The organism is Ureibacillus aquaedulcis (assembly GCF_030418165.1).
GTDB lineage: Bacteria > Bacillota > Bacilli > Bacillales_A > Planococcaceae > Ureibacillus > Ureibacillus aquaedulcis.
This window is the reverse complement of sequence record NZ_JAUHTQ010000007.1, coordinates 163,938-188,121: the sequence shown is the minus strand read 5'-3', so window position 1 is coordinate 188,121 and position 24,184 is coordinate 163,938. Positions and strand designations below refer to the sequence as shown.

At 37.8% G+C, this 24,184-nt stretch carries 24 protein-coding genes; 19 read left to right on the top strand and 5 right to left on the bottom strand.

Annotated features, from left to right (window positions below; all coding sequences use genetic code 11):
• The first annotated feature begins 20 nt into the window (after window positions 1-20).
• The 6 genes from mnmG to QYB95_RS11400 all read left to right on the top strand — a co-directional run bounded on the left by mnmG (window position 21) and on the right by QYB95_RS11400 (window position 6,758).
• Window positions 21-1,916 carry a tRNA uridine-5-carboxymethylaminomethyl(34) synthesis enzyme MnmG gene (gene mnmG / locus QYB95_RS11425; protein ID WP_301138454.1) on the top strand — a complete coding sequence of 632 codons (1,896 nt, stop codon included), beginning with the start codon at window positions 21-23 and terminating at the stop codon, window positions 1,914-1,916.
• A gap of 144 nt (window positions 1,917-2,060) precedes the next feature.
• Window positions 2,061-2,777, top strand: coding sequence for a 16S rRNA (guanine(527)-N(7))-methyltransferase RsmG (gene rsmG / locus QYB95_RS11420; RefSeq protein ID WP_301138453.1), 717 nt, complete (start codon window positions 2,061-2,063; stop codon window positions 2,775-2,777).
• A 395-nt stretch (window positions 2,778-3,172) separates the two neighbouring features.
• Entirely contained in the window at window positions 3,173-4,060 is an 888-nt protein-coding gene (gene noc / locus QYB95_RS11415) for a nucleoid occlusion protein (RefSeq protein ID WP_301138452.1), read from the top strand.
• Window positions 4,061-4,379: 319 nt separating this feature from the next.
• On the top strand, window positions 4,380-5,141 hold the full coding sequence (locus QYB95_RS11410; protein ID WP_301138451.1) for a ParA family protein: 762 nt from the start codon (window positions 4,380-4,382) through the stop codon (window positions 5,139-5,141).
• Window positions 5,134-5,991, top strand: a complete 858-nt coding sequence (locus QYB95_RS11405) for a ParB/RepB/Spo0J family partition protein (RefSeq protein ID WP_301138450.1) — start codon at window positions 5,134-5,136, stop codon at window positions 5,989-5,991. Before QYB95_RS11410 ends, QYB95_RS11405 begins: the two co-directional genes overlap by 8 nt.
• A gap of 59 nt (window positions 5,992-6,050) precedes the next feature.
• Window positions 6,051-6,758, top strand: coding sequence for a DUF554 domain-containing protein (locus QYB95_RS11400; protein ID WP_301138449.1), 708 nt, complete (start codon window positions 6,051-6,053; stop codon window positions 6,756-6,758).
• Here the strand turns inward: QYB95_RS11400 and yyaC are convergent.
• Window positions 6,675-7,307 (bottom strand): spore protease YyaC, encoded by a 633-nt coding sequence (gene yyaC / locus QYB95_RS11395; RefSeq protein WP_301138448.1) that lies wholly within the window; start codon window positions 7,305-7,307, stop codon window positions 6,675-6,677. The genes QYB95_RS11400 and yyaC overlap by 84 nt on opposite strands.
• 115 nt (window positions 7,308-7,422) lie before the next feature.
• Here yyaC and QYB95_RS11390 point away from each other — a divergent pair, with 115 nt between their 5' ends.
• From QYB95_RS11390 to ychF, 3 genes are all read left to right on the top strand, one after another.
• A complete protein-coding gene (locus tag QYB95_RS11390; protein ID WP_301138447.1) occupies window positions 7,423-8,340 on the top strand; it encodes a mechanosensitive ion channel family protein in 918 nt (305 codons plus the stop codon).
• Window positions 8,341-8,345: 5 nt separating this feature from the next.
• On the top strand, window positions 8,346-8,546 hold the full coding sequence (locus QYB95_RS11385; protein ID WP_301138446.1) for a DUF951 domain-containing protein: 201 nt from the start codon (window positions 8,346-8,348) through the stop codon (window positions 8,544-8,546).
• 134 nt (window positions 8,547-8,680) lie between these two features.
• Window positions 8,681-9,781, top strand: coding sequence for a redox-regulated ATPase YchF (gene ychF, locus QYB95_RS11380; RefSeq protein WP_301138472.1), 1,101 nt, complete (start codon window positions 8,681-8,683; stop codon window positions 9,779-9,781).
• A 34-nt stretch (window positions 9,782-9,815) separates the two neighbouring features.
• Here the strand turns inward: ychF and QYB95_RS11375 are convergent, their stop codons facing one another.
• The gene (locus QYB95_RS11375; RefSeq protein WP_301138445.1) at window positions 9,816-10,379 is read right to left on the bottom strand and encodes a metalloprotease family protein; all 564 of its coding nucleotides are present in this window, start codon (window positions 10,377-10,379) and stop codon (window positions 9,816-9,818) included.
• An 8-nt stretch (window positions 10,380-10,387) separates the two neighbouring features.
• Window positions 10,388-10,936 (bottom strand): DUF3267 domain-containing protein, encoded by a 549-nt coding sequence (locus tag QYB95_RS11370; RefSeq protein ID WP_301138444.1) that lies wholly within the window; start codon window positions 10,934-10,936, stop codon window positions 10,388-10,390.
• A gap of 241 nt (window positions 10,937-11,177) precedes the next feature.
• On the opposite strand from QYB95_RS11370, the gene rpsF reads away from it, so the two are divergent.
• The 3 genes from rpsF (at window position 11,178) to rpsR (ending at window position 12,502) form a co-directional block, all read left to right on the top strand.
• Entirely contained in the window at window positions 11,178-11,465 is a 288-nt protein-coding gene (gene rpsF, locus QYB95_RS11365) for a 30S ribosomal protein S6 (RefSeq protein ID WP_137730458.1), read from the top strand.
• 48 nt (window positions 11,466-11,513) lie between these two features.
• Complete coding sequence (gene ssb, locus QYB95_RS11360) at window positions 11,514-12,086, top strand: single-stranded DNA-binding protein (protein ID WP_301138443.1); 573 nt, start codon at window positions 11,514-11,516, stop codon at window positions 12,084-12,086.
• A gap of 179 nt (window positions 12,087-12,265) precedes the next feature.
• The gene (gene rpsR / locus QYB95_RS11355; protein WP_036172223.1) at window positions 12,266-12,502 is read left to right on the top strand and encodes a 30S ribosomal protein S18; all 237 of its coding nucleotides are present in this window, start codon (window positions 12,266-12,268) and stop codon (window positions 12,500-12,502) included.
• A 196-nt stretch (window positions 12,503-12,698) separates the two neighbouring features.
• Here rpsR and QYB95_RS11350 read toward each other — a convergent pair whose 3' ends face one another.
• Window positions 12,699-13,463: a TerC family protein gene (locus QYB95_RS11350; protein ID WP_301138442.1), complete on the bottom strand. Its 765-nt coding sequence runs from the start codon at window positions 13,461-13,463 to the stop codon at window positions 12,699-12,701.
• Between the two features lie 401 nt (window positions 13,464-13,864).
• Here QYB95_RS11350 and QYB95_RS11345 point away from each other — a divergent pair, with 401 nt between their 5' ends.
• The 5 genes from QYB95_RS11345 (at window position 13,865) to QYB95_RS11325 (ending at window position 20,151) form a co-directional block, all read left to right on the top strand.
• The gene (locus QYB95_RS11345) at window positions 13,865-14,806 is read left to right on the top strand and encodes a YybS family protein (protein ID WP_301138441.1); all 942 of its coding nucleotides are present in this window, start codon (window positions 13,865-13,867) and stop codon (window positions 14,804-14,806) included.
• 12 nt (window positions 14,807-14,818) lie between these two features.
• A complete protein-coding gene (locus QYB95_RS11340) occupies window positions 14,819-16,792 on the top strand; it encodes a DHH family phosphoesterase (protein WP_301138440.1) in 1,974 nt (657 codons plus the stop codon).
• Window positions 16,789-17,235 (top strand): 50S ribosomal protein L9, encoded by a 447-nt coding sequence (gene rplI, locus QYB95_RS11335; RefSeq protein WP_301138439.1) that lies wholly within the window; start codon window positions 16,789-16,791, stop codon window positions 17,233-17,235. The genes QYB95_RS11340 and rplI overlap by 4 nt, the downstream gene beginning before the upstream one ends.
• A gap of 12 nt (window positions 17,236-17,247) precedes the next feature.
• Window positions 17,248-18,609, top strand: coding sequence for a replicative DNA helicase (gene dnaB, locus QYB95_RS11330; RefSeq protein ID WP_036200941.1), 1,362 nt, complete (start codon window positions 17,248-17,250; stop codon window positions 18,607-18,609).
• A gap of 255 nt (window positions 18,610-18,864) precedes the next feature.
• Window positions 18,865-20,151, top strand: coding sequence for an adenylosuccinate synthase (locus QYB95_RS11325; RefSeq protein WP_301138438.1), 1,287 nt, complete (start codon window positions 18,865-18,867; stop codon window positions 20,149-20,151).
• A gap of 56 nt (window positions 20,152-20,207) precedes the next feature.
• Here QYB95_RS11325 and QYB95_RS11320 read toward each other — a convergent pair whose 3' ends face one another.
• On the bottom strand, window positions 20,208-21,020 hold the full coding sequence (locus QYB95_RS11320) for a YitT family protein (RefSeq protein WP_301138471.1): 813 nt from the start codon (window positions 21,018-21,020) through the stop codon (window positions 20,208-20,210).
• 531 nt (window positions 21,021-21,551) lie between these two features.
• Here QYB95_RS11320 and QYB95_RS11315 point away from each other — a divergent pair.
• Both QYB95_RS11315 and yycF read left to right on the top strand, forming a co-directional pair.
• A complete protein-coding gene (locus QYB95_RS11315; protein ID WP_301138437.1) occupies window positions 21,552-23,030 on the top strand; it encodes a M23 family metallopeptidase in 1,479 nt (492 codons plus the stop codon).
• Between the two features lie 440 nt (window positions 23,031-23,470).
• Window positions 23,471-24,184, top strand: coding sequence for a response regulator YycF (yycF, locus tag QYB95_RS11310; RefSeq protein WP_301138436.1), 714 nt, complete (start codon window positions 23,471-23,473; stop codon window positions 24,182-24,184).

Below are 24,184 nucleotides of genomic sequence, written 5' to 3'. Positions count from 1 at the left end.
TTTCGAAAGGAAGAGACGACATGACAACAACATATGACGCTGGCCAATATGATGTAATTGTCATCGGTGCAGGGCATGCGGGTGTAGAATCAGCATATGCTTCAGCCAAAATGGGTGCAAAAACACTTATGGTGACAATTAATCTAGACATGATTGCCTTTATGCCATGTAATCCATCAGTAGGTGGACCAGCAAAGGGAATCGTTGTACGTGAAATTGACGCATTAGGCGGAGTAATGGGGAGAGTAATCGATAAAACCCACATCCAAATGCGTATGCTAAATACAGGAAAAGGACCTGCAGTACGTGCTTTGCGTGCACAAGCGGATAAAATTCTTTACCAACGTGAAATGAAACGTTTATTGGAAGATGAAGAAAATTTGACAATCCATCAATCAATTGTAGATGAATTACTCATTGAAGAGGATGAAGTGCGTGGTGTGATTACACAAACTGGTGCAATCTACCGGGCAAAAGCTGTTATTGTAACAACTGGAACATACCTGCGCGGTGAAATTATCATTGGTGACTTAAAATACTCAAGTGGACCAAATAATCAGCAACCTTCTGTTAAATTAGCGGATAATATGCGTGAACTTGGTTTTGATATGGTTCGCTTTAAAACTGGTACACCACCACGTGTGGATAGTAAAACGATCGACTACAGCAAAACAGAAATTCAACCCGGTGATGATGTTCCACGTGCATTCAGTTTTGAAACAACTGAATTCATTATGGATCAAATTCCTTGCTGGCTAACTTATACAAGTTTGGAAACACATCAAATTATTAATGATAATCTAGATAAAGCACCGATGTATACAGGTGCGATTACAGGTACGGGTCCTCGTTATTGCCCATCGATTGAAACGAAAATTGTTCGTTTCAATGATAAACCACGTCATCAACTTTTCCTTGAACCAGAAGGAAGAGATACGCAAGAGGTTTATGTGCAGGGTCTTTCAACAAGTTTGCCTGAGCATATCCAGCGCCAAATGCTGCGATCGATTCCTGGTTTGGAAAATGCGGAAATGATGCGTCCGGGCTATGCTATTGAATATGATTCGATTGTGCCAACACAATTATGGCCGACACTTGAAACAAAACGTATTAAAAACCTATATACTGCCGGTCAAATTAATGGAACAAGTGGTTATGAAGAAGCTGCCGGTCAAGGATTGATGGCAGGAATAAATGCAGCTGCGAAGGTCTTAGGAAAAGAAGAAGTTATCCTAAAACGTTCCGATGCCTATATCGGTGTACTGATAGATGATCTAGTAACGAAGGGAACAAATGAACCATATCGTTTATTAACTTCCCGTGCAGAATATCGTTTACTGCTTCGCCATGATAACGCAGATCTACGATTAACAGAAATCGGCCATCAATTAGGGCTTATTTCAGAAGAGCGTTTTGCGAAATTCAAAGAAAAAGAAGCACTAATCGAGGCTGAAATTGCTCGTCTTCGTGAAGTGATCATTAAACCAAACGAAGCAACACAAGAAGTGATTCGCTCGGTAGGTGGAACAGAACTGAAAGATGGTATTCGCGGAGCCGACTTAGTAAAACGAACTGAAATGAACTATGATTTAGTTGCTTCCCTGACACCGCCTGACGTTGAATTAAGCGAGGAAGTAAAGGAACAAATTGAAGTTCAGCTAAAATATGAGGGCTATATCCAAAAAGCATTAAATCAAGTAGAAAAACTTCATAAAATGGAAAGTAAAAAGATTCCTGAAGATATTGATTATGATGATATTTCAAGTCTTGCTACAGAAGCTCGTGAAAAATTAAAAGAAGTTCGCCCATTATCAATAGCGCAAGCATCACGTATTTCAGGTGTTAACCCTGCAGATATTTCAATTTTGGCCGTCTATATTGAACAAGGGAAAATTGCACGAGTAGGGAATGAGTAAAAGCAGTCTATTGATGTTAGTCGATAAATTTCTTTTCTAACACACCAAGCGTATTTGATTAACGAGCGTTCGAGTTTATACCTATCTCGGGCGCTCGTTCATTTTAGTATCATAAATTCCAGGAATAAACTAAAGGAGATCCCTATGAACGAACAACAATTTATTGAAGCTTTAAGAGAAAAGGGAATTGAATTAAGTGACACGCAAATTGGACAGTTCAAAAAGTATTTTGAACTGTTGGTTGAGTGGAATGAAAAAATGAATTTAACGGCGATTACAGATTTAGAAGGTGTCTATTTAAAGCATTTCTATGATTCCATCAGCGCCAGTTTCTACTTCGACTTTACTAAGGTAGAATCCCTTTGTGATGTAGGGGCGGGAGCAGGATTCCCTAGCTTGCCTATTAAAATCTGTTTCCCTCATCTGCATGTGACAATTGTAGATTCTTTAAATAAACGCATTACATTCTTAAATCATTTAAGCGATCAGCTACAATTAGAAAATGTGACGTTTGTTCATGCGCGTGCCGAAGAATTTGGTCAAAATGAAAAATACCGCGAAAAATTCGATGTCGTTACGGCTCGCGCGGTGGCAAGATTATCTGTTCTTTCTGAACTTTGCATTCCACTTGCAAAAGAGGGGGGATTTTTTGTTGCATTAAAAGCAGCGGCAGGTCCCGAGGAGTTAAAGGATGCGAAAAAGGCAATTTCGACTCTGGGCGCATCGTTGAAGGAAGAGTTTTCATACTTGCTGCCTGTTGAAGAAAGTGATCGTACTCTCTATATTTTTGATAAAATAAAAAAGACGCCAAAGAAATTTCCACGTAAACCTGGTGTACCAAACAAAACACCAATCATCTAAAAAATATGTGGTAATATTAAAATGAATTGCAGTGATATTAAATTTACTTTAATGTCACTTCGTATGTAATCTAGTTAACTAGTGATTGGAAATGAAAGAATTAAACTAGTAAACTCTCTTGTTTCACATGAAACAATTTTTGGATCGATGTTTTATTTTAAAATAATAGATAATTTAGATATATATATATAGCGTGTTATCGTGCTTTTTCGAGGATAATTTAAATTGTCACAAATTTTTAGATATAATTTTGCCTCTTAAAGCATAAATACTTAATATTATGTCATTTACTAGATTTTACTTCTATCGAACTCTGTACAATTTATAGATTATAATAAATAATATTATATAAGTATTCCCGAGCAAGATAGTTTCTAAAAGGTGGTGCCTATTGAATGAAAAGTCCTTTTTCACGATTTTTCGGGGGCGGCGATAAAAACGCTTCTGAAGTTAAAAGTGAAGTAGAACAAGTAGCACAAGTTGAAAAGAAAAATGCTGCAGAAGAAGTAGTAAAAATTCCAATCGATAAAATAATTCCAAATCGGTTCCAACCTCGTACAGTTTTTGATGAAGAAAAAATTGAAGAATTATCAAGAACCATTCATACGCACGGTGTCATCCAACCAATTGTCATCCGACATTTCGAGGGAGAGCGTTATGAAATAATTGCAGGGGAACGACGTTATAGAGCAATGAAGAAGCTCAATTGGGCAGAGGTTCCCGCAATCGTTCGCGATTTAAGTGATAAAGAAACTGCTTCTATTGCTTTGATAGAAAATCTTCAGCGAGAAGAATTGACAGCAATTGAAGAAGCATTGGCTTATCAGCAATTATTAGAACTTCATTCACTAACACAAGAAGCACTTGCTCAACGTTTAGGAAAAGGCCAGTCAACTGTTGCAAATAAATTACGGTTATTAAAATTGCCTCAATTCGTCCAGGAAGCAATCTTGAAAAGAGAGATTACAGAGCGTCATGCTCGTGCAATGATTTCTTTAAAAGATGAAGAATTACAAGCTAAATTGGTAGCTCTAATCAAAGATTATGATTGGAATGTTCGACAGCTTGAAGAATATATCCAACAACTGAACGAGCCGAAAGAAGAGGCAGCAAAAAAAGAAAAACCAAAACGAAAAGCCATCAGCAAAGATATCCGTATAGCACTGAATACGATTAAACAGTCTTTATCAATGGTGACGAAAAGTGGTATAAATGTGAACACTGAAGAAGAAGATACGGATGATTATTACCAAATCACTGTACGTATTCCAAAGAAAAAATAAAAGCTTAACAAAAAAGTAACTACCTAGTCTATTTCGTTAAACTTGGTTAAAACCTAGCAGTTTTGGACCTAAGTGAGGAGACAAGCGAAAAATTCTGCCGCATAAAAAAGAAGGCTAGAAAGGTACTCCTTTTTATAGCTATATATGCAACGAAGGCTTATCGTCAAGGAAAATGGCGATAAGCCTAATTTTCTACTATCAAATTTATAAAATAGTTGTATGGATAGTAATACATCTCGTTTATAAATTTGATAAAATGTACTAAATGACTATATTCGATTATTTTATAAATTGATTGATGAAAGCAGGTGCAAGAAGGTTGGGAAGAATTATTGCCGTTACAAACCAGAAAGGTGGGGTAGGGAAAACTACTACATCTGTAAATTTGAGCGCTTGTCTTGCTTATTTAGGGAAAAAAGTTCTTTTAATAGACACTGATCCACAAGGTAATGCTACAAGTGGTGTTGGTATAAATAAGGGTGAAATTCAAAGTTGTATCTATGATGTGCTGATTGATGATGAAGAAGTGGCAAATGTCATCCAAGCCTCCAAAGTGGAGAATCTGGATGTTATTCCAGCAACAATTTCTCTTGCTGGGGCAGAAATTGAACTTGTTTCAACAATTTCACGTGAAGTTCGATTAAAACATGCGTTACAAAACGTGAAGAATCAATATGATTATATTATTATCGATTGTCCACCCTCTTTAGGATTGTTAACAATCAATGCATTGACTGCATCCGATGCCGTTATTATTCCCGTTCAGTGCGAATATTACGCCCTGGAAGGATTAAGTCAATTATTATCGACGGTACGTCTTGTTCAAAAGCATTTAAATCAGGAATTATATATTGATGGTGTGCTTTTAACTATGCTCGATGCACGGACAAACCTTGGTTTACAAGTAATTGAGGAAGTTAAAAAATACTTCCAGGATAAAGTATATAAAACAATCATTCCGCGTAATGTCCGTTTAAGCGAGGCTCCGAGCCATGGCGAACCAATCATTATATATGATGCAAAATCAAGAGGTGCGGAAGTCTATTTAGAGTTAGCAAGGGAAGTGATCAAAAATGGCTAGAGGGTTAGGTAAAGGAATAGGTGCATTATTTCCAACAGAAACATTGGAAAATGTTCAACCCAATGAAGATCAAATCGAAAAAATCGACCTGCAAAAACTTGTTGTTAACCCTTTTCAACCTCGAAGGATTTTCGATGATGAAGCAATTGAAGAACTTGCGCAGTCCATCATGGAACATGGAATCATTCAGCCTATCGTCGTTAGGAAAAAAGGGAAGAAGTTTGAAATTGTTGTTGGAGAACGGCGTTTTAGAGCTGCGAAATTTGCCAATCTAAAAGAAATACCTGCGATTGTAAGAAGTCTGACGGAAGACCAGATGATGGAGCTGGCCATTCTGGAAAACCTTCAACGTGAGGATTTAACACCTATTGAGGAAGCTGAAGCCTACCAAAGCTTGATTGAAAAACTTAACTTTACCCAAGAAGAACTTGCTAAACGTTTAGGCAAAAGCCGTCCATACATTACGAATCATCTTCGCTTATTAACATTACCCCAAGAGGTGCGCGATTTAGTAAATACCGGGGAGTTATCCATGGGTCATGGACGTACGTTACTAGGTTTAAAAAACAAAAGAAGAATTCCTGAAGTAGCAGAAAAAGTCATTAAGCATGGGTTGAATGTCCGTCAATTAGAAAACTTAATTAAACAATTGAATGAAGAGGTTTCACGTGAAACAGAAAAACCTGTAAAAAAGGATATCTATGTCCAGGCTACTGAAACGCAATTACGTGAATACTTCGGAACAAATGTACAAATAAGGAAATCCAAGAATAAAGGGAAAATTGAAATTGAATTTTATTCAGAGGATGATTTAGAGCGAATTTTGGAGATACTACAACTAGAAGAATAGAAAAGTTGTGAGCGCCAAGTTGAGGCGCTCTTTTTTCTAAGATAAAGAAGAGGTAGAAAATGGTACTAATTGGGTCAATTATAAATGCCTTATTAATCGTGATAGGGGCTACAATTGGTCGTATTTTTAGGGGCATCCCCGAAAAAATGAAAACGACCGTGTTATCAATTATCGGACTTGCCGTTGCTGTTTTGGGAATTCAAATGGGAATGGAGACGACTAATTTCATTATAGTCATAATTAGTCTGGTTGTAGGTGCAGTAATCGGTGAATGGCTCGATTTGGATAATCTGCTAATTCGCTTGGGAAAATGGATTGAAACTAAAATCGGGAAGCAAACGTCAGAAAGTAGTATAGCTGAAGGATTTATTAATGCTACATTATTTTTTGTAATTGGTTCGATGTCGATTCTTGGTTCATTGGATAGTGGTATCCGGAATGATCACTCGGTTCTTATAACAAAGGGGATTATTGATGGATTTACCGCGATTGTCTTATCATCGACCCTGGGAATAGGTGTCATGTTAGCTGCAATCCCCGTATTTCTATATCAAGGCATTATTACCCTTCTTGCAGGGTTAATTAGCAAATACATTCCTGAAGCTGCATTAAGTTTATTTATTCAAGAAATGACGGCAACAGGCGGTGTCATGATCATGGCAATTGGGTTGAATATTGCAGGTCTAACTAAGATTCGAGTAGCCAATTTGCTCCCCGGAATTGTAGTAGTTGCTATTGTCGTTGTGTTCATTTTTCTTTTTCAATAAATGACGCTGCCAGGCAAGAAGCAATGCACGTGCAATTTTGTTGCCCATCGAATAGGTAACATTTAAACGAGTATTCTGTAAAACAAGCATTTCCATAAAACCTCCAACATTGACGATTCCTTTAATAGAAATGTCACCGATTGGAGGTAATTCTTTTTTTACAGCCTTGCCAGGGAATAGTGGACCATCTTGGAGAACAATATGGCCTACATTTCGTTCACTCCCTAAACAAGCATCGATGGCAACAATATATGGAGTATCAGGCTTGGCGTTTATTTCTTCTATTTTCGAAGCTAAATTGATGGCGTGCAACGGGTTTTCAAGCGTACCGATTACTTCAAATGGAAATGAGTGAAAACTAGTCAAAAAACTGCCTGTTAAAGGGCCGAGAGAATCACCAGTTGAACGATCTGTTCCAATACAGCAAAATACTAATTGTTCGTGGTCAAAAGGAATATAATTTAAAAATAAATCACTTAATTGCCAAAGTGCGCCTGTTTGTTCATGATGAACAAAAGAATTTAAAGGGACTTTTGGTATTTTTTGCATAAGCAATTCCCGCTTTCTTTAGAATTGGTTTTAGGATAGTATTTATGGTAAAAATTGAACTATATTGTAATCAAGTATATTCAAGTTTATGGTTACTTATACAAGGAGTGGAAAAATGGCAGCAGATGGACTAGGAGAGCAAATGGAAGAACAAGTGAAAGAAGCCACTGAGCAGTCGGAAAAGGTATGGAATTATTTCACGAGCGAAGAATTATGGACTTTTGTTTTAACTGCTTCGGTTAAGATTGTAGCGATTCTCGTTGTTTCCTATCTAGTTATATTTATAGGGAAGAGAGTCATTACACGAATTCTTACCCTGAAAGTAAAAACACCTATCAATCAAAATGAGCGAAGACAGCAAACAATTATTAAATTATTACATAGCACATTGAGCTATTTAGTTTATTTCTCTGCGATGATTGCCATTTTATCGGCTGTTGAAATCAACATAGGCGGTCTACTTGCTGGGGCAGGGATTGCCGGTTTAGCAATCGGTTTCGGTGCACAAAGTTTAGTTAAGGATATTATTACGGGATTCTTCATTATCCTGGAGGATCAGTTTGGAATAGGAGATTATATTCGCTTAAATAATGCTGAGGGGACAGTAACAGAAATTGGTTTGCGTACAACAAAAATATTAGGGGCAACCGGAGAGCAATATATTATACCCAATGGCCAAATATTGGATGTCGTAAACTTCTCGGTCAATAACTCCAAAGCCATTATCGATATGCAAGTCGCCATTGATGCGGATATTGAAAAAGTCGAGAAGCTGGTATCCGCCTATTTAAAAACATTACCTCCTAAATATGAGGAATTAATCGATGTACCGGCATTTTTAGGTGTACAAAATGTTGTGGGAACAGAAGTAACTATTCGTATTATTGCCGAAACAAAACCTTTGCAGCATTACGGAATTGCTCGTGTTATTAGACGTGATATAAAAGAAATTTTGGAAAGAAACGGTATTCCTATGGCATATCCTAAAATGATGCTTTATGATCGAGGTAGTAAGGAGTCAGGGGGAGAATGAGTATAATGGAAGCAAAAGTATTTGGATTGAATGATGTCGTTGAAATGAAAAAACAACATCCGTGTGGAACAAATGCATGGAAAATTATCCGCTTGGGCGCTGATATCCGTATTAAGTGCCAAGGGTGTGGCCATAGCGTCATGATTCCTCGCCGAGAATTTGAAAAGAAAATGAAAAAAGTACTGGAAAGAGCAAATGAAGAGTAAAATCTTGGCCAATTAGACTTTTTCATCACTTATCCATATAATAAACAATGGTTTCATATTTATTTAGTTCTATATCTATTGCACTTTAAAGGCAAAAAAACTATAAGAGAAATAGAAAGGTCGTGTCAACTCACATGTCGCTTACAGCTGGTATCGTAGGTTTACCGAACGTAGGAAAATCTACATTATTTAACGCAATTACAAAAGCAGGTGCATTAGCTGCAAACTACCCATTCGCAACAATTGATCCCAACGTGGGAGTAGTTGAGGTACCGGATGCACGTTTAGATAAATTAACTGAATTAGTTGAACCTAAGAAAACAGTTCCAACAGCTTTTGAATTCACGGATATTGCAGGGATTGTAAAGGGAGCATCAAAAGGGGAAGGGCTAGGCAATAAGTTCTTATCCCACATCCGTGAAGTAGATGCAATCTGCCAAGTAGTTCGCTGCTTTGAAGATGAAAATATTACGCACGTTTCAGGTTCTGTTAACCCGATTGATGACATTGAAGTAATCAATTTGGAGCTGATTTTAGCAGATATGGAATCTGTGGAAAAACGTCTTCAACGCGTAGGGAAGATGGCAAAACAAAAAGATAAGGAAGCATTGATCGAAGAACCTATCTTAGTAAAATTAAAAGATGCTCTGGAAAAAGAGAAACCAGCACGATCTGTTGATTTATCGGAGGACGAGTTAAAAGTTATTAAAGGCCTTCACCTTTTAACAATCAAACCAATGCTTTATGTTGCGAACGTTTCCGAAGATGAGGTTGCTGATGCTGCAAACAATCCATATGTACAACAAGTACGCGAATTTGCTGATGCAGAAGGTGCGCAAGTCATTACAATCTGTGCAAAAATCGAAGAAGAAATTTCTGAATTGGATGATGAAGAAAAAGCAATGTTCCTGGAGGAATTAGGAATTGAGGAGTCTGGTCTAGATCAGCTTATCCGTGCATCATATGACTTATTAGGATTAGCAACTTACTTTACTGCTGGTGTACAAGAAGTACGTGCATGGACTTTCCGCAAAGGAATGAAAGCACCGCAATGTGCCGGTGTCATTCACTCTGATTTTGAGCGCGGATTTATTCGTGCAGAAACAGTGGCATATGAAGACCTAGTTGAAGCAGGCTCAATGGCAGCAGCAAAAGAGGCTGGCAAGGTACGTTTAGAGGGGAAAGAATACATTGTACAAGATGGCGATGTAATGTTATTCCGCTTCAACGTTTAATTGTAATTTGATTTAAATAAAAACAGGCGTCCACTTAGGAGGCCTGTTTTTCGCTATTATTTAAATAAACATAGACGCTGAATTCTTCCGGAATATCTTGTACCAAGCAGTCATCCGGAAACTTCTGAAGCTTATTAATCCCGATAAAGTTTGCTAGTCCACCAGCAATAAAAGAGGCACTTGCAAGCAATATTGCATAATTCCCGATGGCAAAGCCAAAAGCTAATGGGATAATTCCCGTGATAGCAAATGAAGTTAAAAAGATAGATTGATAATGCCCATTTTTAATTTTCTCGGTTGTTTTGGAGTAGATTAACCCCTTTTCAAGATGAATGGAAAGGGAAATGGACTCCCGCGCAACTTTGCAGCGATATCGATAGCCAATTATATTTAATAACTCATTGGCAATAACCAATAGTAACGAGACAATTATATAAATAGCCACACCCAAGAGAAACCGAAGTATGCTAAATGATAATTCTGGATGCAAGAAATAGTTTAGCCCAACAAATAAAATACTTAATAGCGAAGTTAAAATGATTGTTTGTTTCATTACTTTTTTCTCATCAATTCTGATGACTTCTACGTTATGAGACATAGTAAACCTTAATCCTTTCCTTCATATACATATAGCCTTGGTAATTCCGGGTCATCTCTTATAAGAGAGTTATCTGGGAATCTACGTAACTCCTTGTACATATAAAAGTCTCCTACTGCTCCAGCAATAAGGAAAGCCCCCAATAATACGAGTATATTTGATTGAATCAAGAATCCGATCATGGCAGGAACCACACCCGTTGTCCAAAATGGCAGCAATAAGGATTTTTTCATGGCTTTGTTCGCTAATGGCTCGGTTGTAGTTGCATAAGCAACGCCCAATTTTAAATTTACACCATAGTCTAATTGTTTAAATTTAACTTTCCCGAAAACCATAAACCCTATTAAATGGAAAACTTCATGAAGTACAATGAGTCCGATATAAGAAACTAAGAAAAGTAGAATATCCCAAAATGTAATGGATCCTGAAAACTGTTGGTGAATAAGGGCATTGGCAAATAAAAATACAACACTTAAGCCAAAGGTTAACCATATGTTCATTTTTGAGATTTTTTTCATATCAAGCTTTATGACATAAGGATTTAAGTCTTGTGACATTTTTTCACGCCCCTTTATGTAACATTATAAAGTGTTCAAATTCGAAATTACACTGTTTAAATCATATTCTAGGTTATGAGAAAAATCATGCTTAATCAAAAATGATCTTTTGTATAAATACTGTTATCTTTGTTGCATAAAGGTATGAAGTATGCTACAATTCAATGATGTGAGTATATATTACTTACTCCTTGCTCCCGTACTGTCGGAGAGCCCAAGTCCATAAGGAGGTGCAAAATAGATGAAAAAGTATGAAGTAATGTACATCGTTCGTCCAAACATTGAGGACGAAGCGAAAAAAGCATTAGTAGAACGCTTCAATGAAGTTTTAACTTCAAACGGCGCTGAAATCATCGAGTCTAAAGAGTGGGGCAAACGCCGCTTAGCTTATGAAATCAACGACTTCCGTGAAGGTTACTACCAAATCGTAAAAGCTAACGCTGGTACTGAAGCTATCAACGAATTCACTCGTTTAGCTAACATCAGCGAAGACATTATCCGTCACATGGCTGTTCGTGAAGAAGCATAATTGACATTTTAAACTTAACAAAAATCGCTGAAAAAGGAGGTTGAAATTGTGATAAACCGTGTCGTACTAGTTGGAAGACTTACGAAAGATCCAGAGCTTCGCTATACACCGAGTGGCGTTCCTATGACTCGTTTTACAATAGCTGTAAACAGAACATTTTCGAACCAATCAGGTGAACGTGAAGCAGACTTCATTGGATGTATTGCTTGGAGAAAACAAGCCGAAAACTTAGCAAACTTCATGAGAAAAGGAAGTTTGATTGGTGTGGAAGGCCGTATTCAAACAGGTAGCTTTGAAGGACAAGATGGAAAACGTGTTTATACAACAGATGTTGTAGCGGATGCTGTGCAATTCTTGGAACCGCGTAACACTGGTGGTGGTGGAATGCCAAATCAACAGTATGGAGGGCAGCCACAATATGGAGGCAACCAACCTTCGTATGGTACGAGCCAACCTAGCCAACAATTTGGCGGCGGCAACATGGATCAAGATCCATTTGCTCCATCCTACCAACAATCTCAACCTTCTGGTAATCAGCAAAATTATACACGTGTTGATGAGGATCCATTTGCATCGAGCAAAGGACCAATCGAAGTTTCTGAGGACGATCTGCCGTTCTAAAAGAAAAGCGGAGCACGTTCGTTCAGCTCTGAAAACAACTGGAGAAAACTACAAAAGGACGCTTTTTGTCCTTGAAGGACTTTTTGAAGTTGTCGAGGAGCTAACGTGTGAAGCTAGACAATAAGAAAAGCGGAGCACGTTCGATTGAAACTAAAAACTAATAAAGGAGGAATATCGAAATGGCACAACGTCGCGGAGGCCGCAAACGCCGTAAAGTTTGTTACTTCACTTCAAACAACATTACTACAATCGATTATAAAGATGTAGATTTACTTAAAAAGTTCATTTCTGAGCGCGGTAAAATTTTACCACGTCGCGTAACTGGTACAAGTGCAAAATACCAACGCAAATTAACTACAGCTATTAAACGTTCTCGTATTATGGCTCTTCTTCCATTCGTAGCGGAAGATAAATAAGATTTAACTGTAAAAAGTACAACAAGGGTGATGAACCATTTGTTGTACTTTTTTGTTGCTTGAATTTTTATTAGAATGCACCCGATGAGGTATGGAGAATCTAATGCAATAAAAAAGGCTACCTAAACAAGTATTAGGCAACCCATAAGTAAGGCTATTCGTTTATATCGATTTGTTTAAAGTCACTAAAGCAAAGTTACGTTATAGACCCTTCTTTTTTATCTTTTGATAGGAACCATCCGGCTAAAGCAATAATAATTAGTACGGCATAAAAGAATAGTTTCCATTCTTTGGAATGAGCAAACTCATAAGAAATAACGCCGATATCTGGATGGCCCAATGTTAGTACAGCCAGCTTAACACCAACCCATCCAACAATGGCAAATGCAGCGATTTCAAGTCCAGGTCTGGATTGAAGCAATCTGACAAATAGGTTGGCGGCAAAACGCATGATGATTAAACCAATTAATCCTCCTGCAAAAATAATAAGGAACTTACCACCATCCATACCACCTATCTGCGGCAGCGTGGTAGCAGGAAGAGTCATGGCAAGGGCTACTGCCGCAAGAATGGAGTCGATGGCAAAAGCAATATCAGCTAACTCAACTTTAATGACAGTTCCCCAAAAGCCTGCTTTTTTCTTCTCTTTTTCCTTAGTCTCTTTTTCCCTTTTGGAAATCAGTTTCCTGACTATATGATTTATGGAGATAAAGAGAAGATAAAGAGCGCCGAGTGCCTGTATCTGCCAGACGTCGACAAGGAAGGAAATGATAAACAGTGAAGCGAAACGGAAAATGAAAGCTCCTGCTAACCCATAAAATAGAGCCTTTTTCCTTTCTCTTTCAGGAAGGTGCTTTACCATGATTGCTAGTACGAGTGCATTATCAGCTGCAAGCAATCCTTCAAGAGCGACCAACAATAACAATACCCATCCGTATTCCAGTAAAATTGATAAATCCAAATTCTTAATCCTCCTATTGAAATTGACATTATCCAAATAAGTTAAAACTTTGGGAAATTCAACTTTTTCTGACCATAGTGTATTGTGCACTCACTGTTCAAATTGTTTGCATGATGAAAGGTTCATATAAGTCAAGATATTCTATAGGAAATATTACCAACTGATAGGGGCAGTATACCTACTAATTTTGACTAAAAAAGGCAACTTTATGTCCATAAATTAAGTTGATTGCAACAAAACGAGACAATAAGAAAAGCCGACAAATCTTTAGAAGATTTTGTCGACTTATTCATCCCATTTAAGGTGGGTCCTTGCTCTTTGCATTTTTGTCCATTATATAAAAAGATGGTACAATATATGAATGACAAGAATTTTTCCAATACGTCAAAGGAAGGTTATAAATGCCGAATAATCAAACGAGAAGGCTGGCCCATGGTGCTATGATGATAGCACTATTTGCGATTTTTATTGCCATCGCCTTTTATGTTCCAATCATAAGTCTTGTTGCTACATTGTTTGCTCCACTGCCACTAGCTTGGTATAGTGCAAAGTATGATCGAAAATCCTCACTGTTAGTAGCATTTATAGGGTGTATCATTACTTTCTTCTTTGGGGGATTGTTAATCATTCCTTTTGCACTGATGTATGCAGCAATAGGGATTGTCATTGGGGATGCACTAAGACTAAAAAGAAGTAAAGTGTTCTTGCTGATGTCTACAGGGATTACAGCGCTCATAACTTTTGCCGTAGAATATGTTATCGCTTTAAAGTTATTTGAAATGGACATTATAAAAGAATTCATGACGATCATGCGCGAAAGTTATCAAAACTCCATTGAACTTTCGGAAAGTCTTACGGGTCAAACACCCATAGATGACCAAATGCTGGATAGAATGTTTGATACGATGGAGATTCTGATCCCAGCCTCTATTACAATAGCAGTCTTTTTCTTTGCGTTTATTATTATCACGATTAATTTACCTATGTTAAAACGCCTGGGAATTAATGTTCCAAAATTTCATGCATTTAAGAATATGCGTTTGCCAAGAGCGGTATTATGGTATTACTTAATCATTTTATCAATCAATTTATTTATTAGCCCTGAAAGTGGTACTGCACTTTACGTCATTTGCTTGAATTTTTCATTAGTACTCTGGCTGCTGTTAACCTTGCAAGGAATTTCACTTGTTTATTTTGTCCTTGATGCATATGGTTCACCACCGTTTTTAAAGGTGTTGGCAGCCTTTATGGCAATACCACTGTATTCCTTCTTTGTATTAATAGGAATATTGGATTTAGGTTTTGACATACGTTCAATTGTCAAAGGTAAGATTCAGAAGTAGGGAGCTGATAAAATGGATACCTATAGGAAGCGAATGATTCGACATCCTCTTATGTATCTAACGATGATTGGCTTACTAGGTGCCATCCTACTGACCATTTGGAATATTTGGTTAGGCATAGCCTATGCAGTAGTCACATCCATCGGGTTAGTATATGCATGGAGAATTGAAAAAATCACCTTTTCGCAAACTGAAAAACATATAGAGTCATTATCATTTCGCATGAAAAAGGTAGGTTCGGAAGCCTTATTAGAAATGCCGATAGGGATATTGCTTGTAAATGACAAGTTTGATATTGAATGGGCAAACCCCTATATGTCCGAAATTTTAGGGGAAGATTCTTTAATCGGTCAGGAAATGTTCGATCTTTCGGATGAGCTCTACAGCTTGATCAAATCAGAAGAAAAGCGTGAGCAAAACGTTTCGATTAATGATCGTAAATATAAAGTGGTCTATAAGCAGGAAGAAAAGCTCTTATACTTTTTTGACGTAACAGAGCAGGTAAATATCGAATCTAAATATTTTGCGGATCGTACTGTACTCGCAATATTATTTATAGATAATTATGATGAACTTACTCAAGGATTGGATGACCAATCAAGAAGTTTAACGAATACAGTAGTTACATCCATTATCAATGAATGGGCATTTGAACATGGAATCTATGCCAAACGCATATCATCAGATCGTTTTTTAGCTGTTTTAAATGAGTCGATTCTAGAAGAGTTAGAGAAGAAAAAATTCTCTATTTTAGACGATATCCGCGAAAAAACGGCTCAAAGAAATCTATCGCTTACTTTAAGTATTGGGGTTGGTGCAGGCTCCTCTTCTCTTATTAAACTAGGTGAATTAGCGCAATCCAGTCTCGATTTAGTGCTGGGGCGGGGCGGGGACCAAGTGGCCATCAAGCAGCCAAGCGGTAAGTTAAAGTTCTATGGCGGGAAAACAAACCCGGTCGAAAAACGTACGAGGGTCAGAGCCCGTGTTATTTCCCATGCGTTGCAAGATCTGATTATCGAAAGCGACCAGGTATTTATTATGGGGCACAAACACCCTGATATGGATGCAATCGGGGCGGCGATCGGTGTTCGCAAAATGGCCCAAAAAAATAAAGTTAATGGCTTTGTTGTGGTCAACTTTGACGAGCTGAATGGCAGTGTCAGCCGACTAATGAATGAGATTGAAGAAAATACAGATCTCTATCGTTACTTTATCTCACCGGAAGAAGCTCTTTCTATGATGACTGAAAAATCATTAATCATTGTGGTAGATACGCATAAACCAAGTCTTGTAATGGATCCACGGCTATTGAAGCGTTCAGATAAGGTCGTTGTGATTGACCATCACAGGCGTGGTGAAGAATTTATTCAAAATCCAACACTTGTGTATATGGAGCCATACGCATCTTCTACAGCAGAGTTAGTCACGGAAATTCTAGAGTATCAACCGGAAGAGGAAAAGCTAAACAAACTGGAAGCAACTTCTCTGTTATCCGGAATAATAGTAGATACGAAAAGTTTTACATTAAGAACGGGAGCACGTACTTTTGAAGCGGCATCTTACTTAAGAACGTATGGAGCAGATACAATTCTTGTCCAACAATTATTAAAAGAGGATATCGATACGTATATTGTACGTTCAAAAATAATTCAAACCGTTGATTTTGTTTACCCCGGCATTGCAGTTGCCAGAGGGGAAGAAGAAAAAAATTACGACTCCGTTTTAATCGCTCAAACAGCTGATATTTTACTGACGATGAAGGATGTAACAGCTTCCTTTGTGGTTGCCCATCGTCCGGACGGCTTAATCGGCATTAGTGCACGATCATTGGGTGACATTAATGTCCAGGTAATCATGGAGAGCCTCGGAGGCGGGGGGCATTTAACAAATGCGGCTTGTCAGATTGATGCACAGACTATAGAAGAAGCAATGAGTCTTTTAACAAAAGCAATTAGGGAAACACTTGAAGGGAGTAATGAAGAATGAAAGTAGTATTTCTAAAAGATGTAAAAGGTAAAGGGAAAAAAGGCGAAGTTAAAAATGTTGCAGATGGCTATGCACAAAACTTCCTTATTAAAAATGGCTATGCAGTGGAAGCATCAAACCAAGCAATGAGCCAATTACAAGGGCAAAAGAAACTTGAAGAAAAAAACGCAGCAGCTGAATTGCAAGCAGCAAAAGATCTAAAGGAACATATTGAAAAACTGGAAGTTGAAATTAAGGCAAAATCAGGTGAAGGCGGTCGACTATTTGGCTCAATTTCAACAAAGCAAATTGCTTCCAGCCTGGAAAAAGCGCATGGCATTAAAATCGATAAACGTAAAATGGATTGCGATGGTATCCGTTCTCTAGGTTATACAAATGTTCCTGTTAAATTACATCATGATGTAAAAGCAACTCTAAAAGTACATGTGGTTGAAGAGGCTTAAGGAGAGATGTCTATGAACGATTCCGTTATGGACCGCGTTCCACCGCATAACCATGAAGCAGAACAATCGGTTATTGGTGCGATATTTCTTGAACCACAAAGCTTGATTACAGCATCTGAAATTTTAATACCGGATGATTTTTATCGGATCGCCCATAAGAAAATCTTCCAAACGATGCTGGATCTAAGCGATCAAGGAAATGCGATAGATGTTGTCACTGTTACAGAAGAACTTTCGGTAAGAAAGGAACTTGAGGACGTTGGTGGACTTTCTTACTTAACAGAGCTTGCTAATGCTGTTCCAACAGCTGCTAATATTGCCTATTACGCTAAAATCGTTGAAGAAAAAGCACTCCTACGCAGATTAATCCGTGTAGCAACCAAAATCGCAGAAGATGGCTATACACGGGAAGACGAAGTTGAAGCACTTTTATCGGAAGCGGAAAAGAAAATGATGGAAGTCGCGAACCGCAAAAATGCCGGCGACTTTAAGCACGTAAAAGAAGTACTTGTTCAAACCTATGACAATATTGAACAGCTTCAGTTTAGAGATGGCGATGTGACCGGCATCCCTACAGGATTCAATGATCTAGATCATATGACGGCTGGATTCCAGCGCAATGACCTAATTATTGTAGCAGCTCGTCCATCTGTAGGGAAAACAGCCTTTGCCTTGAACATTGCACAAAATGTGGCCATTAAAGCGCGTGAAAATGTAGCTATCTTCTCGCTGGAGATGGGTGCAGAGCAGCTTGTTATGCGTCTATTATGTGCGGAAGGAAATATTGATGCACAAGCTTTGCGTACCGGTGCCCTGACTTCGGATGACTGGAGCAAATTAACGATGGCAATGGGAAGTCTATCAAATTCAGGTATTTTTATAGATGATACACCTGGTCTTCGCATCAATGAAATACGTGCGAAATGCCGTCGCCTTGCACAAGAACACGGACTAGGCATGATTTTGATCGATTACTTGCAATTAATTCAAGGGAGCGGACGAAGTGGTGAAAATCGCCAACAAGAGGTATCTGAAATCTCGCGTTCGTTAAAAGCTCTGGCCCGTGAATTGAAAGTTCCCGTTATTGCTTTATCTCAGTTATCCCGTGGCGTTGAGCAACGTCAAGATAAACGCCCGATGATGAGTGACATTCGTGAATCTGGAAGTATCGAGCAAGATGCTGATATTGTCGCTTTCTTATATCGTGACGATTATTATGATAAAGAAAGTGAAAGCAAAAACATGATTGAAATCATTATTGCAAAACAGCGTAATGGCCCGACTGGTACCGTAACATTGGCATTCAAAAAAGAGTTCAATAAGTTTATTAATATTGATTGGTCACAGCATCCGATGCCGGCAAATGCAGGCTAGTGATATTATTTCAGAACACGAACAATGATTAAAATACATTAATCGTTTGTTCGTGTTTTTTCTTATTCTGGATTGACTTCTACCGCTAATCACTGTTACAATTAAAGCTGTTTGATATGGTGAACCATGTATGAGCAAAAAAAACTAATAAGTAATTTAGATCACAATAATAGAAATTGTTCATATTTAATTAATGGGATGTTTTACTTATTAATGAGAATAATAAACGTACTTGAGTCTAGCGGAGGTGCTGATATGACATCAGTTGTAGTTGTAGGAACACAATGGGGAGACGAAGGTAAAGGGAAAATTACTGACTTCCTATCTAAGAAAGCAGATATAATTGCTCGTTTTTCAGGTGGCGATAACGCAGGTCATACAATCAAAATTGGCCAAGAAACTTATAAATTGCATTTAATTCCATCAGGTATTTTTTATAAAGAAAAATCATCGGTAATGGGAAATGGGATGGTAATCAATCCAAAATCTCTAGTAACTGAATTAAAAGGATTACAGGAACGTGGGATTGATACTTCAAATTTACGTATCTCAAACCGTGCACAAGTCATTCTTCCATATCATATCTATCAAGATAAAGTGGATGAGGCTTCTCGTGGGGACAATAAAATCGGGACGACTTGTAAAGGGATTGGTCCATGTTATCAAGATAAGATCGCACGTATGGGAATTCGTATTGCGGACTTACTTGAGCGTGATGTGTTTGAACAAAAGCTGCGTGAGAATTTAGAGAAGAAAAACCGTCTTTTCGAAAAATTCTACGAAGTAGAAGGCTTAAAATTTGAAGATATCTTCGAAGAATTCTACGGATATGGCCAAGAACTTGCGAAATACGTAACAGATACTTCTAAAGTGTTGAATGACGTATTAGACGAAGGTGGCCGTGTGTTATTTGAAGGTGCACAAGGTGTTATGTTAGACGTGGACCACGGAACTTATCCATATGTTACATCTTCAAACCCTGTTGCAGGTGGAGTAACAACTGGTACAGGTATCGGGCCATCCCATGTTTCTCGTGTAGTTGGTGTAAGTAAGGCATATACATCTCGTGTAGGTGACGGGCCATTCCCAACCGAATTATTCGATGAAATTGGTCATCACATTCGTGAAGTTGGCCGTGAATATGGTACAACAACTGGCCGCCCTCGCCGTGTAGGTTGGTTTGACGCTGTTGTAGTTCGCCACTCTCGTCGTGTAAGTGGAATTACTGACCTAGCATTAAACTCAATCGATGTATTATCTGGACTTGAAACAGTAAAAATCTGTACGGCTTACGAATACAATGGTGAAGTAATCACTGAATATCCAGCAAGCTTACATGTCCTAGAAGCTTGTAAACCAGTTTATGAAGAACTACCAGGCTGGTCTGAAGATATTACAGCAATGCGTACATTAGAAGAACTACCAGAAAATGCTCGTAAATACGTAGAACGCGTAGTAGAACTAACTGGCATCAGCCTAATGACATTCTCAGTAGGCCCAGCACGCGAACAGACTAACATTGTTAATCCAATCTGGGATTAACACGCAAACAAAAACCTACTAATGGATTTTTAAAATCCATTAGTAGGTTTTCTTTTCTAGTGAATGGCCTTCTTCTTAAAGCGGCCACCCTTTACCTCACTGATGTTTCCAATAGCTAGGAAAGCCTGCGTATCGATTGTGCGTACGATTTCTTTCATTTTTGATTCCTCAAGTCGAGTAATAACACAAAAAATAACCTTTTTGTTATTCCCTGTATAGGCACCTTCCCCATGAAGATAGGTTACTCCCCGGCCTAACCGAGCCATAATTGCCTGGCCGATTTCCTCAATTTCGTCGCTAATGATATAGACAGATTTAGATTCTTCCATTCCTAAAACGACAATATCAATGACCTTTGAGGCAATAAAGTATGCGATAACGGAATACATGGCCTGTTCCCATGTGAAAACAAACCCAGCTATGGTAAAGATGGCAAGATTAATAATCAAGATAATCTCCCCAACAGAGAAAGGCAATTTTTTATTGGATAAAATGGCCATTACTTCTGTTCCATCCAAACAACCCCCGTAGCGGATAACCAGTCCAACGCCCACGCCCAATAAAATCCCGCCAAATACAGTAGCTAATAATAAATCAGATGTAAACGGCTGGATATGGTGCATGGTTACGGTTGCTCCGGAAAGGATTGTAATAGCGAAGAAAGACATGAGAGCAAAGGTTTTTCCGATTTGTTTATAGCCTATGTAAATAAAAGGTATATTGATAATGAAGATGAACACTCCAGTAGGAATTCCAGTTAGATGAGATAGAATAATGGAAATCCCGACAATCCCCCCATCCATTACTGTATTCGGCACTAAAAATAACTCAAGTCCAACAGCAAAGATCAAGGCCCCAATAACGGCCATCAGAATTCGCAGTACCTTTGTTCCAGTACTCGCTTTATTTATTTCAGAAGCGTGGATGGCTTTACTTTGATTCATTAATTTCCTCCAATCTCTTCTTATAATTGTATTAATCTTCAATACATAAAATTAGAATGAAAGACTCGAAAATAGGTGAGAATATTTTCCTAATAATTACAGGTAGGGAAAGGTATGCTTTGTCGAGGAATAACAAAGAAGTGCGAAAGACTAGAACAAATTAATTATACTAAAATTTCCGAATTATATAAATGGAACGCAAATTATTAAGGATAATAGGGGTTAACTCAGAGAATATAAAAAAAAATTAATAGATATATCCACTTGTCATAAAAGCGATACATCAATCTAGTTTAATTTTCCTAATTTGTAACAGCGAATATTCAAATAATACATTTTCGTTACAAAAGACTCAAATGGTTTAATAGAAAAAAAGATTATGGTACATTAAAAAAGTGCAAATTTTTGCATGGAAAATAACCCATAGAATGGGTAGTCTTTGGAAGGGGCTTTATTATGAGTTCGAAATGGAACATCAGCGGAGACTTTACAAAGAAACAATCGATAAGTCTTAATTTTAAACCATCACATATATTTAGAAAAGCAGCTATGGCTACTTTATTATTCACAGCAATGAGTTCGACTAATGCATTTGCCGATGAAACAAGTGCAAGTGGCATCGAAAAAATATACCATGTTTATGTTGGAGATACATATATAGGAGCAGTCTCAAACGAAGAAGCTGTTACTGAAATTATTCAAACAAAAGAACAAGAAGTGCAAAAGCTTTACCAAGATTACAATCTGGATGGTGGCTCTAATGTTACTCTAATTCCGGAACAAGTTTTCTCTTATGAAACAGATGATGCTGCTACATTATCCAAGTTAAAAGAAGAAAATATTGTAGAAGCAGATAGCTATGCAATTCAGATTGATGGAAAACCCGTTGTTTACTTAAAGGATCAGGCTGACTTCAATAAGACAATGCGCTTATTAAAGCTTCAATACGTAACGGAAGCAGAGCTGCAAAAATATGAGGCTAATGCTTCTCTTGAAAAACTACCCGCTTTAGAAGCAAAGGAAACCCGCATAAAAGAAATTAAAGTAGTAGAAGCGGTTTCTGGCCAAGAAACAAAGGTTAATCCAGACCAAATCGTGACACCTGCCGAGGCTGTAGAATATTTAAAAACAGGTTCTCTTGAAAAAGAGACATATGCCGTACAATCAGGTGATGTACTAGGTACAATTGCAAGTGCGCATAATCTATCGACAGCGCAAATTCTAGAGTTAAACCCGGGTTTAACCGAAGATTCATTATTGCAAATCGATCAAGAAATCAATGTTACGGTTGAAAAGCCATTAGTAAATGTTGAAGTAGTGAAAGAAAAAAATGCAATAACAGAAATTCCTTTTGAAAAAATTGTTGAAGAAGATGACTCGATGTTCAAAGGCGAAACCGTTGTTAAACAAGAAGGATCTAAAGGCAAGAAAGAAGTTTCTTATTTAATTTCCCAAGTAAATGGAGCGGTTGTTGAAAAAACTGTTACAAAAGAAACGGTTTTAGCTGAACCAGTTGATAGTGTTACTGTCGTAGGAATTAAAGTCATTTCATCACGCGGAACAGGCAGCTTCGCATGGCCAGCAGTAGGTGGTTATATTTCAAGTCAAATGGGATCACGTTGGGGAAGCTACCATAGGGGCATCGATATCGCCCGTCCGTCCAACTATGATATCAAAGCCTCTGATAATGGTGTTGTTACAGCCACTGGTTGGGATGGAACATATGGTCAAAGGATTATCATTGACCATAATAATGGCTATCAAACAATCTATGCCCATCTTTCGGAAATAGATGTAAGTGTAGGACAAGTAGTTCCTCAGGGTGCGGTTATTGGAATTATGGGATCAACAGGTCGTTCTACAGGTACCCACTTACACTTTGAAATGCATAAGAATGGAGCACTAGTTAACCCATTATCTTATTTAAACTACTAAAGTAAGTATGACAGTCCAAGTTTACAAGGGCTGTCTTTTTTATTTAAAGCCAGGTAAAAATGACGAATACAAGTTTGCTTAGTACCCTGATTTAACATTTGCCTTTTTCTTTAAAATGGAATGACTAAATTTGTCGAAATATTTCCCAGAAAATATGTGGAAGCCAATGTGAAAAAAATAGCCAATTTAGATAATACTGATTAATAGATTAACGGTTTCTAATACTTATTTAAGCAGTTTATTTGGTATAATAGCTTTATGCATAAAATCTAAATAAAAGTTATAGAAGACCCATTTAGATATTTTTATGTGTGACCTATTAAAATAACTTGAAGAAATCACAATGAGCCTAAGCTTATTGCTCATTTATATATGATAAATAAATGGACTTTACTGAAACGAACAATAGATAGATTGGTAAAGAAGAGGAGAGAAGACGAATGACAACAAAGACAATATTAGTTTGTGATGATGAAAAGCCGATTGCAGATATTCTGCAATTTAACTTAGTAAAAGAAGGGTACCAGGTAATCTGTGCCTATGATGGTGATGAAGCACTAGAAAAAGTTGAGGAATCTCAGCCGGATTTAATGTTGTTGGATATTATGCTTCCAAAAAGAGACGGAATGGAAGTTTGCCGAGAGATTCGCAAAAAATATGATTTCCCGATTATTATGCTGACGGCAAAAGGTTCTGAAATAGATAAAGTTTTAGGGCTGGAAATGGGTGCAGATGATTATGTAACGAAACCATTCAGTACACGTGAGCTGATTGCGCGCGTAAAAGCAAATATGCGTCGTTTAAAAGTATCTGCTCAGCCGGAAGAAGTAAAAGAAGAAACAAATGACATTACAGTAGGTACTTTAATTATCCAACCGGATGCTTATCTAGTTTTAAAGCGTGGAGAAACGATTGAATTGACACACCGTGAATTTGAATTATTACATTATTTAGCGAAGCATATCGGTCAAGTAATGACGCGTGAGCATTTACTTCAAACGGTGTGGGGTTATGATTATTTTGGAGATGTTCGAACAGTGGACGTTACAATCCGTCGTTTACGTGAAAAAATTGAAGACAATCCAAGTCATCCAAACTGGATTGTAACGCGTCGTGGTGTAGGTTATTATTTGCGAAATCCTGAACAGGAGTAA

Excerpts from the sequence above, each read along its gene's own strand:
- yycF (WP_301138436.1), top strand. The coding sequence starts at position 23,471 with ATGACAACAAAGACAATATTAGTTTGTGATGATGAAAAGCCGATTGCA.
- QYB95_RS11325 (WP_301138438.1), top strand. The coding sequence starts at position 18,865 with ATGACATCAGTTGTAGTTGTAGGAACACAATGGGGAGACGAAGGTAAA.
- QYB95_RS11400 (WP_301138449.1), top strand. The coding sequence starts at position 6,051 with ATGGTACTAATTGGGTCAATTATAAATGCCTTATTAATCGTGATAGGG.
- rplI (WP_301138439.1), top strand. The coding sequence starts at position 16,789 with ATGAAAGTAGTATTTCTAAAAGATGTAAAAGGTAAAGGGAAAAAAGGC.
- QYB95_RS11405 (WP_301138450.1), top strand. The coding sequence starts at position 5,134 with ATGGCTAGAGGGTTAGGTAAAGGAATAGGTGCATTATTTCCAACAGAA.
- mnmG (WP_301138454.1), top strand. The coding sequence starts at position 21 with ATGACAACAACATATGACGCTGGCCAATATGATGTAATTGTCATCGGT.
- QYB95_RS11315 (WP_301138437.1), top strand. The coding sequence starts at position 21,552 with ATGAGTTCGAAATGGAACATCAGCGGAGACTTTACAAAGAAACAATCG.
- noc (WP_301138452.1), top strand. The coding sequence starts at position 3,173 with ATGAAAAGTCCTTTTTCACGATTTTTCGGGGGCGGCGATAAAAACGCT.
- dnaB (WP_036200941.1), top strand. The coding sequence starts at position 17,248 with ATGAACGATTCCGTTATGGACCGCGTTCCACCGCATAACCATGAAGCA.
- QYB95_RS11320 (WP_301138471.1), bottom strand. The coding sequence starts at position 21,020 with ATGGCCGTTATTGGGGCCTTGATCTTTGCTGTTGGACTTGAGTTATTT.
- rpsF (WP_137730458.1), top strand. The coding sequence starts at position 11,178 with ATGAAAAAGTATGAAGTAATGTACATCGTTCGTCCAAACATTGAGGAC.
- rsmG (WP_301138453.1), top strand. The coding sequence starts at position 2,061 with ATGAACGAACAACAATTTATTGAAGCTTTAAGAGAAAAGGGAATTGAA.
- yyaC (WP_301138448.1), bottom strand. The coding sequence starts at position 7,307 with ATGCAAAAAATACCAAAAGTCCCTTTAAATTCTTTTGTTCATCATGAA.
- QYB95_RS11370 (WP_301138444.1), bottom strand. The coding sequence starts at position 10,936 with ATGTCACAAGACTTAAATCCTTATGTCATAAAGCTTGATATGAAAAAA.
- ychF (WP_301138472.1), top strand. The coding sequence starts at position 8,681 with ATGTCGCTTACAGCTGGTATCGTAGGTTTACCGAACGTAGGAAAATCT.
- QYB95_RS11345 (WP_301138441.1), top strand. The coding sequence starts at position 13,865 with ATGCCGAATAATCAAACGAGAAGGCTGGCCCATGGTGCTATGATGATA.
- rpsR (WP_036172223.1), top strand. The coding sequence starts at position 12,266 with ATGGCACAACGTCGCGGAGGCCGCAAACGCCGTAAAGTTTGTTACTTC.
- QYB95_RS11340 (WP_301138440.1), top strand. The coding sequence starts at position 14,819 with ATGGATACCTATAGGAAGCGAATGATTCGACATCCTCTTATGTATCTA.
- QYB95_RS11390 (WP_301138447.1), top strand. The coding sequence starts at position 7,423 with ATGGCAGCAGATGGACTAGGAGAGCAAATGGAAGAACAAGTGAAAGAA.
- QYB95_RS11385 (WP_301138446.1), top strand. The coding sequence starts at position 8,346 with ATGGAAGCAAAAGTATTTGGATTGAATGATGTCGTTGAAATGAAAAAA.
- QYB95_RS11375 (WP_301138445.1), bottom strand. The coding sequence starts at position 10,379 with ATGTCTCATAACGTAGAAGTCATCAGAATTGATGAGAAAAAAGTAATG.